This is a genomic window from Lactiplantibacillus sp. 30.2.29, from assembly GCF_018991255.1.
Taxonomy (GTDB): Bacteria; Bacillota; Bacilli; order Lactobacillales; family Lactobacillaceae; genus Lactiplantibacillus; species Lactiplantibacillus pentosus.
Window position 1 is genome coordinate 1 of record NZ_JAGYGU010000015.1, and the last position, 16,689, is coordinate 16,689.

Annotated in this window: 17 protein-coding genes and 1 other RNA gene; 11 read left to right on the forward strand and 7 right to left on the reverse strand. The window is 46.8% G+C overall.

Features of this window, described 5'->3' with window-relative positions; all coding sequences use genetic code 11:
* The 3 genes from KGF65_RS09575 to KGF65_RS09585 form a co-directional block, all read right to left on the reverse strand.
* The coding region (locus tag KGF65_RS09575; protein WP_216748372.1) for a hypothetical protein at nt 1–481 on the reverse strand (481 nt) is incomplete at its 3' end.
* Between the two features lie 83 nt (nt 482–564).
* Nucleotides 565–1,539: a DNA/RNA non-specific endonuclease gene (locus tag KGF65_RS09580; RefSeq protein ID WP_216748373.1), complete on the reverse strand. Its 975-nt coding sequence runs from the start codon at nt 1,537–1,539 to the stop codon at nt 565–567.
* Between the two features lie 11 nt (nt 1,540–1,550).
* Nucleotides 1,551–2,162, reverse strand: coding sequence for a cell surface protein (locus KGF65_RS09585; protein ID WP_105923699.1), 612 nt, complete (start codon nt 2,160–2,162; stop codon nt 1,551–1,553).
* A 296-nt stretch (nt 2,163–2,458) separates the two neighbouring features.
* Between KGF65_RS09585 and mprF the strand changes: the two genes are divergently transcribed.
* Complete coding sequence (gene mprF, locus KGF65_RS09590) at nt 2,459–5,062, forward strand: bifunctional lysylphosphatidylglycerol flippase/synthetase MprF (RefSeq protein ID WP_101874013.1); 2,604 nt, start codon at nt 2,459–2,461, stop codon at nt 5,060–5,062.
* A 264-nt stretch (nt 5,063–5,326) separates the two neighbouring features.
* Nucleotides 5,327–5,992, forward strand: coding sequence for a helix-turn-helix domain-containing protein (locus KGF65_RS09595; RefSeq protein WP_101874012.1), 666 nt, complete (start codon nt 5,327–5,329; stop codon nt 5,990–5,992).
* 176 nt (nt 5,993–6,168) lie between these two features.
* Here the strand turns inward: KGF65_RS09595 and KGF65_RS09600 are convergent, their stop codons facing one another.
* The 4 genes from KGF65_RS09600 to KGF65_RS09615 form a co-directional block, all read right to left on the reverse strand.
* Nucleotides 6,169–6,744: a TIGR00730 family Rossman fold protein gene (locus tag KGF65_RS09600; protein ID WP_050339179.1), complete on the reverse strand. Its 576-nt coding sequence runs from the start codon at nt 6,742–6,744 to the stop codon at nt 6,169–6,171.
* 114 nt (nt 6,745–6,858) lie between these two features.
* On the reverse strand, nt 6,859–7,869 hold the full coding sequence (gene nrdF / locus KGF65_RS09605; protein WP_216788196.1) for a class 1b ribonucleoside-diphosphate reductase subunit beta: 1,011 nt from the start codon (nt 7,867–7,869) through the stop codon (nt 6,859–6,861).
* Nucleotides 7,870–7,896: 27 nt separating this feature from the next.
* Nucleotides 7,897–10,062, reverse strand: coding sequence for a class 1b ribonucleoside-diphosphate reductase subunit alpha (gene nrdE, locus KGF65_RS09610; RefSeq protein WP_050339178.1), 2,166 nt, complete (start codon nt 10,060–10,062; stop codon nt 7,897–7,899).
* A 140-nt stretch (nt 10,063–10,202) separates the two neighbouring features.
* Nucleotides 10,203–10,433, reverse strand: coding sequence for a redoxin NrdH (locus tag KGF65_RS09615; RefSeq protein WP_003637785.1), 231 nt, complete (start codon nt 10,431–10,433; stop codon nt 10,203–10,205).
* A gap of 222 nt (nt 10,434–10,655) precedes the next feature.
* On the opposite strand from KGF65_RS09615, the gene KGF65_RS09620 reads away from it, so the two are divergent.
* The 9 genes from KGF65_RS09620 (at nt 10,656) to KGF65_RS09660 (ending at nt 16,647) form a co-directional block, all read left to right on the forward strand.
* Nucleotides 10,656–11,264 (forward strand): class I SAM-dependent methyltransferase, encoded by a 609-nt coding sequence (locus KGF65_RS09620; RefSeq protein WP_105923697.1) that lies wholly within the window; start codon nt 10,656–10,658, stop codon nt 11,262–11,264.
* Between the two features lie 2 nt (nt 11,265–11,266).
* Nucleotides 11,267–11,773, forward strand: a complete 507-nt coding sequence (tadA, locus tag KGF65_RS09625) for a tRNA adenosine(34) deaminase TadA (RefSeq protein WP_003637787.1) — start codon at nt 11,267–11,269, stop codon at nt 11,771–11,773.
* A gap of 47 nt (nt 11,774–11,820) precedes the next feature.
* Nucleotides 11,821–11,918: signal recognition particle sRNA small type (gene ffs / locus KGF65_RS09630), an RNA gene on the forward strand.
* A gap of 323 nt (nt 11,919–12,241) precedes the next feature.
* Nucleotides 12,242–13,945, forward strand: a complete 1,704-nt coding sequence (gene dnaX, locus KGF65_RS09635; protein WP_101874010.1) for a DNA polymerase III subunit gamma/tau — start codon at nt 12,242–12,244, stop codon at nt 13,943–13,945.
* A 21-nt stretch (nt 13,946–13,966) separates the two neighbouring features.
* Entirely contained in the window at nt 13,967–14,275 is a 309-nt protein-coding gene (locus tag KGF65_RS09640; protein ID WP_101874009.1) for a YbaB/EbfC family nucleoid-associated protein, read from the forward strand.
* A 15-nt stretch (nt 14,276–14,290) separates the two neighbouring features.
* Nucleotides 14,291–14,890 carry a recombination mediator RecR gene (recR, locus tag KGF65_RS09645; protein WP_003637790.1) on the forward strand — a complete coding sequence of 200 codons (600 nt, stop codon included), beginning with the start codon at nt 14,291–14,293 and terminating at the stop codon, nt 14,888–14,890.
* A 15-nt stretch (nt 14,891–14,905) separates the two neighbouring features.
* Nucleotides 14,906–15,157: a YaaL family protein gene (locus tag KGF65_RS09650; protein ID WP_003637791.1), complete on the forward strand. Its 252-nt coding sequence runs from the start codon at nt 14,906–14,908 to the stop codon at nt 15,155–15,157.
* Between the two features lie 498 nt (nt 15,158–15,655).
* Nucleotides 15,656–16,321 carry a dTMP kinase gene (gene tmk / locus KGF65_RS09655; protein WP_101874008.1) on the forward strand — a complete coding sequence of 222 codons (666 nt, stop codon included), beginning with the start codon at nt 15,656–15,658 and terminating at the stop codon, nt 16,319–16,321.
* On the forward strand, nt 16,318–16,647 hold the full coding sequence (locus tag KGF65_RS09660; RefSeq protein ID WP_050339173.1) for a cyclic-di-AMP receptor: 330 nt from the start codon (nt 16,318–16,320) through the stop codon (nt 16,645–16,647). Before tmk ends, KGF65_RS09660 begins: the two co-directional genes overlap by 4 nt.
* Nucleotides 16,648–16,689 lie beyond the last annotated feature (42 nt).

Genomic DNA, 16,689 nt, shown 5'->3' on the forward strand with positions numbered 1-16,689 from the left:
ATTGATTTTCAATGAGTGAAATTAGCAAGAATAGAAGTGGTCCTAAATATAACCACGCTAGCAAAATAATTGAAAAAGATACTATCAACTTTCCAATCAACTTATTTTTGTACTTGGAAAAGAATATGGTGATATATTTGTACACAGCTAATCCAAACCAAAAGGAAAGCAAATAAATTAATATAGTAATGCTAAGAAGAAAAGGAAATTTCAAAGTAAGAGATATACTTGTCAGATGAAATACCCGTGTTATGTGAAATATTCCAACAATAAGTAGAGATAGAACAAATATAACAATATTTTTTTTGAATCCTCGTAAATCCCATATTAGCGCGAGGATTGTTTCTGCTTTATCATAATAAGAGATATTTGTCTTTGATAATATTGATTTGAAAGTATCACTTGAAAATTCCTCATTGGCAACAATCATAGCAGCAGGCATAGCGAAAATAATTGCTATCCAACTGATAAATATTAACATATGGGCCTCCATAAATCTTTGTTTGATTATTTGTAAAATTGAGCGATCATTGTGTATCTAACTTTTTGAACAATATAGCCCAATCAGCGACTCACCGAACTAGTCCCATCATTATAATTCAGGGTCATTCCAGGCTGAACATTGAAGATATAAACGTTAAAACTAACGGCGTTGCTGCCAACTGATTGACCACGCATTTGAACACCACGGGCTAACAATTCGTTGCCCCTGAAAATTGGGGTTACTTGGTAGCGGACGTAGTTATTGGGACTGGCTTTCAAATAGTCCGCGACTTGGTCTTCGTAAGTCGTCATTTCGGGGTCGTTCAAGGTGCGAGTTCCGGTCATCAGATTTTTGATGTTATTATTTTGCCCAGTCAACTGGTAACCAATCAAGTGACTGCGATTATAGAGCCAGCCGCTGCTGATTCGTTTATTATGCCAGCCAGTTGGTTGGACGTTGAGCGCCTCACGTTCGGCCTTAGGCATCAGCGATTGGTTGAGTAGGGCGTTGGCAGCCGTGACCCGGTTCAGTTGGTCTAAGTCACCGTATTTTTGCCAAGCGCCGCGGCTGGTACTGAGGTCGTCACGACTAAACGCCGGCTGATTTTGATTGACGGTGATCGTCTGTTGACCCGCGTAGGCTTTGTTGGCCAACGCTGCGTGACTTGGATTACTTCCGGTAGTGGTGGTTGCGGCCGTTTTGGACGTTGCACCAGCTTGTTGGTTCTTTTTCTTCTGATTATCGACTTGTGTTTTGTCTTTTGATAATTGCTTGGCAGCTTGCTTTAGGCTACTAGCAGAGGCCGAGTTCGCTTCTTGAAGCGTCGTCAATTTTTGATCATTGGTTGCGGTAACTAGGTGCGTTTTGGTGACGGTCTTGGTTTTGACTGTCAGTTGTGCCTGCTTTCCCGGTAGACTAAAGATCCCGATACTGACGAGCAATAAGAGTAGCGCTGGCCAACCGTGTCGCCACCATTGCCGCCCGGGATAATGGCGATAACTCCGCCAACCCCAGTAGATTGCGGCCAATAAAATAAGTGTTCCGATGATTCCCAATGTGCTTCCCCCTAACGTAGTGACTTGCGGTAGCCAGCAGCTTGTGCTTCGGCTTCTGTACTAAAATAAACCGCATTTTTACCCGCCATCCGGTAGTTTTGCCCCGTTTCAACGTGGTAAATCTTTGAATTGCGGTTACCGACGATGCGGCCCGTTTGCGCAGTGTTGGTATCGCCCGAGGTCCGGTTGGCATGGCTGGTCTGAGTGGAAGCAGTCTGGCTTTGGGCCGTTTGTTTGGATTCGCGCGCAGCTTCGGATGCAGCTTTGGACTGTGACTCCGATGCGGCTACGGCAACGCTGGCAGCGGATTTGGACGCCGCACGTGAAGAAGCTTTGACCGCAGAGGTGGAACTTGCGAGTTGGTCAGATTGTGAATCAGCCTGACTAGCGGCCAGTGAGAGTTGCTTTTCGCTTGAGCTGAGTGCCTTAGCTGATGCGGCGTTTGCTCGACTAGCTGCGCGTGCTTTGGCCCAAGCAGTCTTGTTGGCCTTAGTCCGTTTCGTGACGCGGACCACCTGCGTTTTGGTGCTGGTCTGCTTGGCAGAATCTTGTGCAGTCGTGGTGCAGCCCGTTAAAATGAATAAACTCGCAAAGATAATTGCAAGCTGTTTAGCATGGTGCATGTGTGTCTCCCCCTTGGTAAGTATATAAATATTATTATACAGAAACGGTAACCGCTGGTAAAGACGACTTGGCTATCAGAATACTAGTGGACTGCGGTTTGGAGAATCAGGTGGCTTGCTTGAGGATGGATGAGTGTTGCAAATTGCTGGTAAAGTCCGGCGGTTCAGCTTAAAGTTAGTAATGTGAAATTATTAGTTCAATCGGGCACTCGGACGCCGTAAAACGCCGATAACGGTTGTATAAACAGGCTAAGATTGCGATAATAGGAACAAACAGACCAGATGGGGGAATTTTTTTGAAGGCAAGGTTACAGAAAATCGGGGCGGCAATCAATAAACGCATGGGGATCATTAAGGCGCTGTTTGTGTTCTCCGTCCTGTTATTTGTGATTTCAGAAGTCGGCAAAATCGCGAAGGAGGTCAGCGGTGCGCAGTTGGCGACCGCACTGGCTTCGCAAAGTTGGTGGCATCTATTGAGCATGGTCGTGATTGGGATTGTTGCCGTCACGCCAATGCTGACATACGATGTGATGATTACGAAGTTTTTGCCCAATCACTATTCATTGGGCTATATTCTAAAAGCGGGGTGGATCACCAATACCTTTACGAATATTGGTGGCTTTGGTGGCGTGCTGGGTGCGTCCTTGCGCGCTAACTTTTATAACCGTGAAGCGACTAAAAAACAAATCGTATTTGCAATTTCTAAAATCGCGTTATTTTTGGTCTCGGGCCTATCACTGTACTGTATGATTTCGCTGGTCCTAGTTTATGGCTTCGGCATTGGTCAAATGTATGGGACTTACTGGATTTGGCTCGTCGGTGGGGCCTTGTATTTTCCAGCCATTTTTATTTTCACCCGGGTCAATGATTCGGAATTTTTTGATGGCTTGACACTAGGTAATGTCGTGCGCTTATTGAGTGGCTCATTTGGTGAATGGACCGGCTGCGTACTGTTCTTCCTGTTGATTGGGAACTTTATGGGACTGCCAATCGATTTTGCGGCAGTCGTCCCGTTATTCGTGATTGCCTCGGTCGTTGGTGAGGTTTCAATGGTGCCCGGCGGAATCGGCTCGTTTGACGTCTTCATGATTTTTGGCCTGGCAGCGGTCGGCGTTTCGCGCCCAGATGCCGTCGCCTGGCTGTTGTTCTATCGATTATTCTACTATATTATTCCGTTTGCCATTGGGCTAGTGCTATTCGTCCATGATACGGGACATCGGCTCAACGTTCGATTGGCAGGGATTCCTAAGCAAGCCTTGCAACGGGGCGCTCAGATGGTCTTGACGGTCTTTCTGTACGTCTCTGGCTTCTTGATGCTGCTCATGTCGACGGTCCCCAACTTCGCGTACAATAATAAACTGTTCTTGCAGTTCTACCCGTACACGTTCTTTTTCATTAACCAAGCAAGTAGTATCATCATGGCGTTTCTACTAATTGGGGTCGCGTTGGGAACGGCCGGACGGGTCAAAAAGGCGTTTTGGCCGACCGTGATCGTTCTGCTGGTCGCAATTTTGAATACGATTCGCTGGTTAGTCGTCTATGATGCAATTTCCATGAAATTTATTATTTTCCTAGTCATTATTCTGGCGTTAGTAGCACTGTCACGGCACGCCTATTATCGCGACCGGATGGCCTTTTCGTGGGGGCAAACGTTGTGGGTTGGTTGTGTCTACGTCGTGACCTTCGTGTTGTACACGATCGTGGGGGTCTACAACGCGCCGCAGATCCATCACCGGCACGCGGTTCCCGAAGCACTATTCTTCCCGTCACAGAAGCTCTGGTTATTTGGGGTGCTGGGACTCGTCCTGGCTGCCATGATTTTAGTTTTGATGTATCGATATTTTGCCAGCGGTCACAACCAGCGTTTACAGCAAACCGTGGATGCCGCGCGGGTCAAGCAGGTCATCGACAACTATGGTGGTAATGAAATTTCACATTTAGCTTACTTGAATGATAAGTTAGCTTACTATTACCAAGTTGATGGCCAAGACCAACTCATCTTCTTGTATCAGCTCAAGGCGGATAAATTAATTATCATGGGTGAGCCGTTTGGCAATCAGGCGGTGCTCCAGGCGGCGCTTGAACAATTGCTAGACGATGCCGATAGTGATGGCTGTTCGCTGGTATTTTATGAAATCAACGAGACGCTGACGATGCGGCTGCATGAGATGGGCTTTGACTTCATCAAAACGGGTGAGGAAGGTCATGTTAAACTAGCTGATTTTAGTCTGGCTGGTAAACGGCTCCGCGGTGAACGCGCGTTAATGAATAAATTTGCGCGTGATCAGTATGAGTTTGCGGTCTTGCAACCACCGTTTAGCGCAGAAGTCATGGCCGAGCTGCGGGCCGTTTCAGACAGTTGGCTAGCCGGTGAGACGGAAAAAGGCTTCTCGTTGGGCTTCTTTGATGAGTCCTACTTGAATCAGGCGCCCATCGCCGTCGTGTATGATCCTGAGCACCGGATTGTTGCTTTCGCCAACATCATGCCGCAGGGGAATCATCAGACGACCTCGATCGACTTAATGCGTTCAAGTAAGGCCGCACCATCCGGCATCATGGATACGGTGTTCGTGCACTTGTTTGAACAGGCGCGTGATGACGGCTATGCCTATTTCAATATGGGAATGGCGCCATTATCCGGCGTCGGCGTCTCCCGGTATAGTTTTATTCAAGAAAAGATTGCCCATTTGATTTATGAGTACGGGTACCAACTATACGGGTTCCAAGGGCTACGTTCTTATAAGGAAAAATATGTGACGGATTGGGCGCCGAAGTACATCGCCTACCGTAAACGCAATTCACTGATTTTCACCATCCTCCAGTTGCTGCAGGTGGTAAATACGCGGGTGCATAAATCTGGTCAACGCCGACCAGTGTGGTTATTCAAACGGTTGAAATAATTGAATGGGATGCGTCGTTGCTAGCAGTGACGGCGTGTCTTTTTTTAGGACGGCCGCTGTTCACTCGGATACGTCGGTGCCGCAATCTGTCAATACCAGGGGTGGTCATGGGGACGTTCGTAAATGAGGATCCTAAGTAAAAATTGATGGCAAAAATAATGATTGCACCAAAGCCCGATGTAACAGGTTGTAACACGATAGTTGCTCGACTTTTAGCGAGGCTTGCCGGTATGCTGAACTTGATAACAGAAAGGATTTGATGAATTGGAATTAGGGCCAGCGTTAAAACAGCAACGAGAGTCGTTAGGGTTAACCCAACAAGTATTGGCAGACCAATTACACGTGACCCGACAGACGGTTTCACGTTGGGAAAATGGCAGTACGTATCCCAACTTAGATACCTTGGTCGAATTGAGTGACCGTTTGAACATCTCATTAGATAAGCTACTTAAATCTGAGGAAGTCCCCGTAGTGCCGGTGGTTCATCAGATCAGTCGGGATGTACAGCTGAAACGGCGCTATTTACGTAGTTTGATTGTCATCATCAGTATGCTGGTTTTATTAGCCAGTTTATTCGGCTTGCTAAGTTGGGGCCATCGAAATCAGATTGAGATGATCGACCGCGTGAATCCGTTTTTAAGCACGAAACTTGGCTATGGTATTTTGCCAACTAAAGTGACGGGGATGGCCGATACGTACGTGTCAGATGATTCCTTGGGCAACGGAGAGTGGTTGAAGTTCTACTCGGGGCAACCGACTAAGTCTGCTCGGTGGGTGCTAGTTAAACACAAGGGATCGTACGTCAGTGCCGTTCGGGTGATCCGCCGCAATCAGATTCCACTCGTCATGCGGGAACAGGCCGGGTCGATCTATCTCAAGTATCATCAGAAAACGGATGGCCCACGCGCTAGTTGGAAATTTTGGGATTGACTATGAATCGGTGGCGGTATTTCCGCTTGATGACACGCGCCCAGATTTAGCCCCATCAACACAACTTCCCACACAACAAAAGACCCGACGCACCGTCTTTCAATTAGACGTGTACGTCGGGTCTTTTGGTTGTCATTGCGTCGTAGCGCCACGCGAATAATGGTATGGCGCGTGACTTAATTCGTATATTTAGGCGGTAGGACGTGTTTAAAATGCTGGAAGCCGTCGAAGATTTCGTCCAAATCATGACCATTAATAAACAGGTCAAGGTTTGCTTCTGGTGCAAAGCCCAAATCGGCGGTCTTTTGCAGCATATTGACTAGGTCATCGTAAAAGCCGTCAATGTTGTAAAGGGCGATTGGCTTTTGATGGATGTCCATCTGACTCCATGAGAGCATCTGCAGGAATTCTTCAAACGTTCCGAAGCCGCCGGGTAAGACAATGAATGCGTCAGCGAGATGCAACATTTTTTCTTTCCGTTCCGTCATCGTGCGCGTTTCGATGAACGTCGTCACTTCTTTAAAAGCGAGTTCGCGTTCGACGAGAAAGTGGGGAATGATACCAATCACGCGCCCACCAGCCGTCATGGTTGCTTTGGCGACTTTCCCCATCAGGCCATGGTCACCCCCACCATAGACCAGTTGATAATCATTGGCAGCGAGGTATTTGCCTAGCGCGACCGTCTTATCACTAAAAGCTTGGTCCAAACCAGAGTTGGACCCACAAAAGACACAAATATTATGAATTGCCATTTGAAACGACCCCCAAAATAAATTTTCCTAGCAAAAATGCGACTCGCTACCGAGCCGCATTTTAATTAATAACACCGTGATACCAACTAACAACGTTCGTACTGACGAGACGTTTTAGTCGTCTGGTTCACCAATATCGTAGTCGGTATCTTGCATGGCTTCAACTTGACCTAACCGATAACCATTCCCAACTTGTGAGAAGAAGTCGTGGTTAGAAGTCCCCGTTGAGATCCCGTTCATGACGACTGGGTTAACGTCTTCGGCCGTATCTGGGAAGAGGGCGTCTTGACCCAAGTTCATCAAGGCTTTGTTGGCGTTGTAACGACTGAAGGTCAAAACTTCATCTGACCAGCCAATTTGATCGTAAACGAGGTGCACGTAGTTTTCTTCGTTTTCGTAAAGCTTGTAGAGGAAGTCGAACATCCAGTCTTTGAATTCGGCTTGTTGCTTTTCGGAACGGTTCTTGAAGCCTAATTGGAACTTGTAACCAATGTAAGTGCCATGAACACTTTCGTCCCGTAAAATCAATTTGATGATTTCGGCGACGTTTGGTAATTGGTTATGACCCAAGTAATATAGCGGTGTGTAGAAACCGGAATAGAACAGGAACGTTTCCAAGAAGACGTTCGCCACTTTTTGCTTCAATGGGTCTTCATCGATATTATCGTAAAGCTTGTAGATCCATTGGGCCTTAGTTTGCAGGAATTCTTCACTGTCACTCCAGTCGAAGATTTCGTTGATTTCGTCAGGCGTATTCAACGTTTCAAAAATCGTTGAGTAACTCTTTGCGTGGACCGATTCCATGAATTGAATGTTATTCAAAACGGCCGTTTCGTGAGACGTTAAGACGTTTCGCCGAAGTGCTTGCAAGCCATCTTGTGATTGTAAGGTGTCAAGCAGTGTTAACCCGCCGAACACGTGTCCAACCACCCAACGATGGTCGTCATCTAATTCACGCCAGTCTGCCATATCGTTGGAGACCGGAATCCGGGTATCTAACCAGAATTGTTCCGTTAGTTTTTCCCAGGTACTTTTATCAATTGCATCTGAAACTTGCTCCCAGTTAATTGCCTTATAGTTGCCATTACTGAGCAGTTTTTGGTAGTAAGCCAAGTCTGTTGCCATTTGTTATCCTCCTAGAGATCTAAGATACTAGATTACGCAGCTTTCACATTCATTTACGCCAACTTCACCATCATCGTCGGTAAAGGTCCGGATGTAGTAAATGGACTTAATCCCTTTATGATAGGCGTAGTTCCGTAAAATGTTCAAGTCCCGCGTGGTCATCTTATCAGTGCGACCATCTTTCCATTCGTATAAGCCAGCTGGAATCGTTGAACGCATGAAGAGTGTCAAACTCATCCCTTGATCAACGTGTTGCTGAGCAGCCGCGTAAACGTCGATGACTTTGCGCATATCTGTATCATATGCTGACTTATAATAACCAATTGTATCATTAGATAGGTAAGGAGCGGGATAATAAATCTTACCAATTTTCTTTTCTTGCCGTTCTTCGACCCGATTGATGATTGGGTGCAAGCTAGCGGTCGTATCATTAATGTAAGAAATCGAGCCGTTTGGAGCGACTGCCATCCGGTTTTGGTGGTAAAGGCCATCGCGCATAACAGCTTCCTTGAGGGCTTCCCAATCTGCTTTGGTTGGAATGAAGATGCCATCAAAGAGGGCGGCCGTCTTGTCATATTTCGGTTGCCAATCTTGAGTCGTGTACTTGTCGAAGTAAGTCCCATCCGCGTACTTCGACTTTTCAAAGTTAACGAAAGTTTCGTGGCGTTCACGAGCGATTTCGTTAGAAGCTTTCAGTGTCCAGTAGTTTAAGAGTAGGAAGTAGATGTTCGTGAAGTCGACAGCTTCCTTGCTCCCATATTCCATATGGTTCTTGGCGAAGTAGGCGTGCAGCCCCATCGCACCCAAACCAATCGTATGAGCCTGATGGTTTCCTTTTTGAATCGAAGGCACAACGTCGACGTTGGAGTGGTCAGTGACAAACGTCAAGGCCCGCACCATCGCTTCAACGGAGTGACCAAAGTCAGGGGAAGCCATTAAGTTAACGATATTCGTTGAACCCAGGTTACAGCTGATATCGGTACCGAGTTTTTCATATTGTTGTTGATCGTTGATCAGTGATGGTGTTTGGACCTGCATCACTTCAGAACATAAGTTACTCATGACGATTTTGCCATCGATTGGATTGTCGCGGTTAGCCGTGTCCACGTTGACGACGTATGGGTAACCAGATTCTTGTTGTAACTTACTGATTTCATTTTCAAGGTCACGTGCCTTGATCTTAGTCTTACGGATGTTCGGGTTTTGGACCATGTTGTCGTATTCCTTAGTGATATCGACGTATGAGAATGGGACCCCATATTCACGTTCGACCCCGTAAGGACTAAATAGGTACATGTCAGCGTCCGCCTTGATTAGTTCATAGAACTTATCAGGAACGGTCACACCGAGTGACAACGTCTTTAACCGAATCTTTTCATCGGCATTTTCCTTCTTAGCAGAGAGGAAAGAAATGATGTCTGGATGGAAGACACTGAGGTAAACGACCCCGGCACCTTGGCGTTGTCCTAATTGATTGGAGTATGAAAAACTATCTTCCAATAACTTCATGACTGGAACGACACCACTAGCAGCGCCATCGATATGCTTGATGGGATCGCCGGCACCGCGCAAGTTGCTGAGGTTGATACCGACCCCGCCACCGATTCGTGATAATTGGAGTGCGGAGTTGATGGTCCGGCCAATTGAGTTCATGTCATCCGTCGACTGAATCAAGAAGCAAGAAATCAATTCGCCCCGCCGCGCACGACCAGCGTTTAAGAAGCTCGGTGTTGCCGGTTGGTAACGTTGATGAATGATTTCGTCAGCCAAATCCATGGCAAGACCTTCGTCACCGTCCGCAAAGTAGAGGGCGTTCATTGCGACCCGGTCGATGAAGTTTTCCAAGTAGTAGTCGCCATCGTCAGTCTTTAACGCGTATTGGGCGTAAAACTTGTAGGCGGCCATAAATGTCTTGAAATGGAAATCTTGGGACCGCAAGTAATCGTAAAGCTTTTCAATGAAGCTAAAATCATATTTGTCGATGGCAGGGGTTTCCAAATAGTCGTGTTCACGTAAGTAGTCAAACCGGGCTTTGAGACTATCAAAGGTCATCGTGTTGGGCTTAACGTTTTGTTCAAGGAAGGCCGCGAGTGCATCTTGGTCTTTATTGAGTGGAATCTGATTATTAACGGGAATATTGATCTCATTATTCAAGTCATAATACGTGACGTCTTTTAAATCTTTTAAGGTCATAAGGAATCCTCTTTCTACAATATAATAATAGTGACTGGCAAAATCGACGACCCACAATCATCGTCCAACTGATTGTGGGTCGTTCATGATATTTTGTAAGACAAACCAGCTATGTAACCACGCAAAAAAGCGCGGGTAAACTAGACAGCTAATTGTTTTAAAGCATCGGGACGGAAGCCAGAAATACTGTCTTCGCCATTGATCTCAACAACGGGAACTGCTTGGAAGCCTTGATCTTTCAAGTAATCCACGTATTCAGGATTCGTGTTGATATTCTTTTCTTCAAAGGCGATATTGTGCGCAGTGAGGAACTTCTTAGTCATCTTGCATTGCATGCAGTTGTTTTTAGTAAATACGGTAACTTTTTTCATCTTTCATCATCCTAACTCGTTTTTCTGATAAATTTAGTATACAACATGTGGTGAAAAAAACAATCAAAAAACACAACATCTAGGGTGTGGTAAAAATCACAAACCCCAGATGTTGTGTCAGTGTCAGCCTTTAACCGACGAAAAGTTTTTTTAAATTATTTGTGGTTCACTCGTTGAATCAGTTATCATAGATATAGACCAGAAATTCAGAGGAAAATAAATATGACCAACTATTATTATACACACAATCCGGATATTGTGCATGATGAAAAGCAGTGGAATTTTGAAATTTTTAATCACCAATTTAAATTTACAACGGACAACGGCGTCTTCTCTAAGCGGACCGTCGATTACGGCTCGCGGACGCTACTAGCGGCCTTTGACGCTACCGATTTACCGGATGGGCCGATTCTTGATTTGGGGACCGGCTACGGGCCAATCGGGATGGCGTTAGCGTATCAGTCGCCAGAACGGACTGTCGATATGGTCGACGTCAACGAATTAGCATTGAGTCTGGCGCGAAAAAATGTCGCCTTAAATGGGATCACCAACGTTAATATTTTTACGTCGGATGTCTATGAGCAGGTTACGGCGACCAACTATGCGGCCATTGTGACGAACCCGCCAGTGCGCGCGGGCAAGGCCGTCGTTGATGCAATGTTGAGCGGGGCTAGTTCAAGACTCGCTGTGGGCGGAACCCTGACCGTTGTCTTACAGAAGAAGCAGGGGGCGCCCTCTGCGAAGAAGTTGATGCAGGCCACTTTTGGTAATTGTCAGATTATTAAAAAGGATAAAGGCTACTATATATTGCAGAGTGTAAAGGAGGGATAGTCGTGGCAGAACCAACAGCGGAAGACTGGATGCAAGAAGCGTTGCATGAAGCGCGGATGGCTTACCTGATTGGTGAAGTCCCAATTGGTGCCGTGATCGTGCACCAGGGTGAAATCATTGGCCGCGGCCATAACTTGCGGGAGCATGGTCAAGATGCCACGATGCATGCTGAAATCATTGCGATTCAAGAAGCTTGCGAGTATTTGCATAGTTGGCGTCTAGAAGACTGCCAACTCTATGTGACTTTGGAGCCTTGCTTGATGTGCAGTGGCGCGATCATCAATGCCCGAGTACCAGAACTTTACTTTGGTGCGCGGGATCCGAAAGCCGGCGCCGTCCGTAGTTTGTATCAAGTCATGGATGATACGCGTTTGAATCATCAGGTGACGGTCCATGAGCGCATTCTAGCACGGCCAGCGGGTGAGATGCTGGAAAACTTCTTCCGTGACATTCGGAAACGCAAGAAAGCGGCGAAGAAAGCTCGCCGAGCAGCTGCCGAAAAAAATTAAGCGGATGGCTGGTAATTATCAGAAAAATCATGTATTATAGTATTTGCCGCAAGGCCAAAAGGCAAGGGTGGATTTACGAATCGTGTCAGGTCCGGAAGGAAGCAGCACTAAGTTTGCTTCATCTTGTGCCTTTTGTTTTTATGAAATGTAACAGCTCTTAGCCATTCGGTTGAGAGCTTTTTATTTAACCTAACTGGCTTTTACGGCCGATGCTTGGATGACGACTTGTCGTGCACACTGAGTTGAGGTCGCATTCACATACAGATGGTATTAATATAGTAATGTAACATTCGTTGTGTCGGTGATTGTTCAGCATTAACGCTGATTAAAACGTGCCAGTTGGTGGATTCTTGTTCGTCAGCCGGTATGCGCCTTAGTCCGACTTCTTGAGCCGACTGACGAACCACAAGCCAATGATTTTTTAATAACAAAACATAAATATGACTGATGTAAGAAAGGAAGAATCGCATGTATCGGGCACTATATCGGGTTTGGCGTCCCCAACGCTTTGATGAAATCGTCGGGCAACAAATGATTACCCAGACGTTAAAAAATGCCATTATGACCCACCAGACGAGCCATGCGTATCTGTTTACAGGTCCCCGGGGAACTGGGAAGACGTCGGCAGCTAAAATCTTTGCGAAGGCCATCAACTGTCACCATCTGGTTGACGGGGAGCCGTGCAATGAATGTGAGACGTGTACGGCGATCACCAAGGGGCAGTTGAACGATGTCATCGAAATCGATGCTGCTTCCAATAACGGGGTCGAAGAAATTCGTGATATCCGTGATAAGGCCAAGTACGCACCAACCCAGGCGGATTATAAAGTCTATATTATTGATGAAGTCCACATGTTGTCGACCGGGGCGTTCAACGCACTGTTGAAGACGTTGGAAGAACCGCCGGCAAACGTCATCTTCATTTTAGCCACTACCGAACCACATAAGATTCCGTTAACGATTATTTCGCGGACCCAGCGTTTTGACTTTCGGCGGATCACGGCCAAGGATAGTTATGATCGAATGGTCTACATCCTGAATGAAAAAGACGTGACCTACGATGAAAAAGCGCTGCGTGTGATTGCGGCGGCCGCTGAAGGTGGGATGCGGGATGCATTGAGTATCTTAGACCAAGTGATTTCCTTCGGGGATAATACGGTCACCTTAGATGATGCGTTGATGGTCACGGGGAGTGTCACCAAGCAGTTACTTGCCAATTATGTGACGCAGGTGACGCACCACGAGACCAAGCCGGCCTTGGAGACGATGCGCGAAATCTTACAAGAAGGTAAAGATGCGAACCGCTTCATCGAAGATTTGATTAGTTATACGCGAGACGTGTTACTCTATCAACAGGCCCCTGAAATGGTCGACAGTGTGGCCATGGGTGAAGATGATCAACAGTTTGAGGCTTTTGCCAAGGAAATCGACGCCGAAGTCTTGTATCAGATGGTCAAAACACTGAATGATATTCAGCAGCAGATGCGGTTCACGACGCATCCCGACGTTTACTTGGAAGTTCTGACGGTCAAACTCGCGCAGTTGGATGGTCAAACGGCAACTGCTCAGCCAGCGACAACTACCGCGGCCGTCAATCCAGAAGATCCAACAGTGCACAAGCTCGCACAACAAGTTGAACAACTGCAAAATGAAGTTAAAACGTTGCGAACGCAAGGTGGTGGGAATACTAAACCTGCGCCAGCGAAACCGCGTACGAGCAGTGGCCCAGTTGTTAAAAAGGTCAACGTTAGCCAAATCTATCCGATTTTGGGTGCGGCGACCAAGAATGACTTGTTGAAGGTTAGAGACGTTTGGACCGACTTGATGAATATCTTGAGTGTGACCCAACGTGCGCTGATGCACGTTGCTCAGCCGGTTGCTGCGAGTGCGGATGGCGTTGTAGTTGCCTTTGATTACGCGTTCGTTTATCAAAAGGCGATCGATGACCAGACACTGATTGATGCACTCGGTAATGGATTGGACCGCTTGATGGGTCAAGCACCTAAGATCGTGTGTGTACCTAAGGAGCAATGGCCGCAGATTCGTAAGGATTACTTGGCGACTCATCAGCCAGGGGGTGCCACTCCTGAGAAGCAGGCACCGGCCAAAGCACCCGTTGTTGAAGAAGCGAAGAACATGTTTGGCGACCTAGTCGAGGTTCAGCCAGACTAACCATGAAAGGAACTGATAATTATGATGCGTGGAATGGGAAATATGCAAAATATGATGAAACAAATGAAAAAGATGCAGGCACAAATGACGGCCGAACAAGCTGCTCTAAATGAACAGACGTTTACCGGGTCAGCGCCTGACGACATGGTCAAAGTGACCTTCACTGGCGACAAGAAGATGCAAGATATCACGATTAACCCCGACGCCGTTGATCCAGACGATGTCGACATGTTACAAGACTTGGTCTTAGCCGCAGTCAACGACGCGCTGACTAAGGTCGATGACCAGACACAGAGCACGATGGGCAAGTATACTAAGGGATTACAGTAAAAACGAGGTAAGCACATGCAGTATCCAGAACCAATTGCGAAGTTGATCGATAGTTACATGAAGTTGCCCGGCATTGGGGGCAAGACGGCGACACGGCTGGCGTTCTATACGATTGATATGAACGGTGATGATGTCACCGAGTTCGCTAAGTCGCTGATTGCGGCCAAACGGGACCTGCATTTTTGTAGTATTTGTGGCAATATCACTGAAGATGATCCGTGTGTGATTTGTAAGGACAAGTCGCGCGACCAGAGCACTGTGCTGGTGGTGGAAGAAGCCAAGGACGTCATGGCAATGGAAAAAATCAAGGAATATAACGGGTTGTATCACGTGCTGCATGGCGTGCTTTCGCCAATCGACGGTAAGGGCCCGGAAGATATCAACATTGCCAGTTTATTGAAACGGCTCCAGCAAAATGAAGCCATCAAAGAAGTCATCATCGCGACCAACGCCACGCCTGAGGGTGAAGCCACTGCGATGTATATTTCACGACTAGTTAAGCCCGCCGGCATCAAAGTAACGCGGCTGGCTCACGGGTTATCGGTCGGCAGCGATATTCAGTATGCGGATGAAATGACCCTGTTTAAGGCGGTTGAAGGTCGCCAAGAGATGTAATTCGGAGGTGTTAGTATGTTTAAACGTAAACAGAAGATCAAGCACCCCAAAGCAACGTATGATGAACAATTATTGACGACGTTGAATGCGGCCAAGGTCGACTGGGACCGCGCCAAGCAGAACCAAGAGGCGGTCTACGACAACAATACGAGTGAACTCGTCACTCAGACTGCGTTAGCGCGCGCCAAGTACTTGTATCTCTACCGTGAAGCGCGGTTACGGCAAGTCCATGGACAGACGATTCAGCGCTCGGTGATTGATAAGTAGTCGACTTAAAAAGTCGTGCCAACATAAAAACGCATTTCGCTGATACCCGTCAGTGGAATGCGTTTTTTATTAGCTGATAGTATGTCATTGTCAGGACGGCAAGTTTGAATGGATTTGATTTGAAGCGTGAACTCATATAAATTGCTGAGTTAGCGGTGATTTGATTTTTGAGTCATGGCTATCACGTTGCCCGCGATATTGCCGAAACGTGTTGGGGGCAGATTGGGACTTCAGGTTTGTTACGCCAGAGCGCCAAGCGGAAATACACTACTTAACGCTCTAGCTAGGCTAATTCTCAGTCCCAACCCGCCTGAGCCTCGCACTCTGAGCATTACTAACTATCAGTAATTAACTTAATAAATCGTCAAAACCACAATTGGTAGTAGCTATCGCCCCAAAAATCGGTCAAAAAATACCCTCACTAGTGGTAACCGGATTAGACAGGCCTCCCAAAATCAAGTACAATTGCTACATATAAGAAAATAGATGGGATTGGGAATGTTGACAGGAAAATTAGTTACTTTTGAAGGGCCAGATGGTGCCGGTAAAACGTCAGCTTTAAACGCGATTGTGGCACAGTTACAGCCGCAATTAGGGGATCGCTTAGTCGTGACGCGTGAACCGGGCGGTAATCAAATCTCAGAAGCGATTCGGAACATTATTTTGGATCGTAACAATACGGCAATGGATGACCGCACGGAGGCTTTATTATATGCGGCCGCGCGCCGGCAACACATTGTTCAAACGATTCAACCCGCATTAGACCGCGGTCAACTAGTCTTATGTGACCGCTATCTCGACAGTTCTGTGGCTTATCAAGGTGCTGGCCGTGAAATCGGTGAACAGGCCGTTTATGACATGAACCAGTTTGCGACCAAGGGATTAACGGCGGACTTAACGTTGTACTTTGACGTTGACGCCGCGGTCGGATTGAACCGGATTCAACAACATCGACAAAATGAAATCAATCGTTTGGACGTAGAAGCCCTCAGCTTTCATCATCGTGTCCAAGCAGCATACTTACAATTACTGGCTGATCATCCGGAGCGCATTAAGCGCATCGATGCCAGTCAACCATTAGAAGAAGTCGTCACGCAAGCCATTCAAATCATGACGACGAAGTTACCAACTTACATGGCTACCGAGGGAGGGGAACGCGAATGAAATTAATTATTGCAATCGTCCAAGATAAGGACAGTAACCGGTTAAGCAGCCAATTTATCGAAGCCAACGTCCGCGCAACAAAGCTTTCAACGACTGGTGGTTTCTTGCGTTCAGGAAACACCACCTTTATGATTGGGATTGAAGACGAACGCGTCGATGAAGTTTTGGCGATGATTAAAGAGACTAGTCATGCGCGTGAGCAATTCATGACACCACCCGTTAACTTAGACGTGACGATGGACGGCGCGTCCGCCTATCCAGTCGAAGTCCAGGTCGGCGGGGCCACGGTCTTTGTCTTACCAATCGAACAATTTCATCAATTTTAATGGGTCGATTTTAACGTTTAACTTTAATGAAGGATGATGATT